Below are 490 nucleotides of genomic sequence, written 5' to 3'. Positions count from 1 at the left end.
ACAAATAATAAAATAAAGCTCATCAAAAGACGTGGGTTTGGCTACCGAAATGATGACCGTCTTTTCCTACGTTTACGCTTGGAAACCGGTCATTGAATTTGTCATCCCCGGGATTTGGTGATGAGCCTAAAAAAGGTGATGTTTAATGAGCTCCCAACACGAACCTTCTCCAACTCAAGCAATATATAACGACGAATGTTTAGCAAAGCAATATGATAATCTAATACGAAAAATTGACATTACTCGCAGAAGTCGCTTTCAAATGGCAAACCGCGTGAACTACCCACCACTTATTGACCTTGCGGTCTAATTGAAGTGGGGGCTTCTCGACTTATCGTTGCTTTTACTAGCCAACGAAAACTAACCGAGCTAACCCTCTTGTTCCAAGAGTTTTTGTTTCTATGCTAATGCCAATAGGCGAATGCCTTCATTTTTGATATTGATGGCTGAATTATAGTCACGATATGCCACATACCCACATGAACAACGG

1 protein-coding gene and 1 pseudogene are annotated in these 490 nt (G+C 40.8%); one reads left to right on the top strand and one right to left on the bottom strand.

Features of this window, described 5'->3' with window-relative positions; translation table 11 throughout:
• The coding region (locus tag DDE80_RS14705) for a transposase (RefSeq protein WP_153060901.1) at positions 1-96 on the top strand (96 nt) is incomplete at its 5' end.
• Between the two features lie 303 nt (positions 97-399).
• On the opposite strand, the pseudogene DDE80_RS15515 reads toward DDE80_RS14705, so the two are convergent.
• Positions 400-490 (bottom strand): annotated as a pseudogene (locus DDE80_RS15515) (RNA-guided endonuclease InsQ/TnpB family protein); the annotation flags it as partial.

The organism is Metalysinibacillus jejuensis, assembly GCF_003057615.1.
Classification (GTDB): domain Bacteria; phylum Bacillota; class Bacilli; order Bacillales_A; family Planococcaceae; genus Metalysinibacillus; species Metalysinibacillus jejuensis.
Note: the sequence above shows the minus strand (reverse complement) of the source record. Positions and strands in the feature narration are given on the sequence as shown.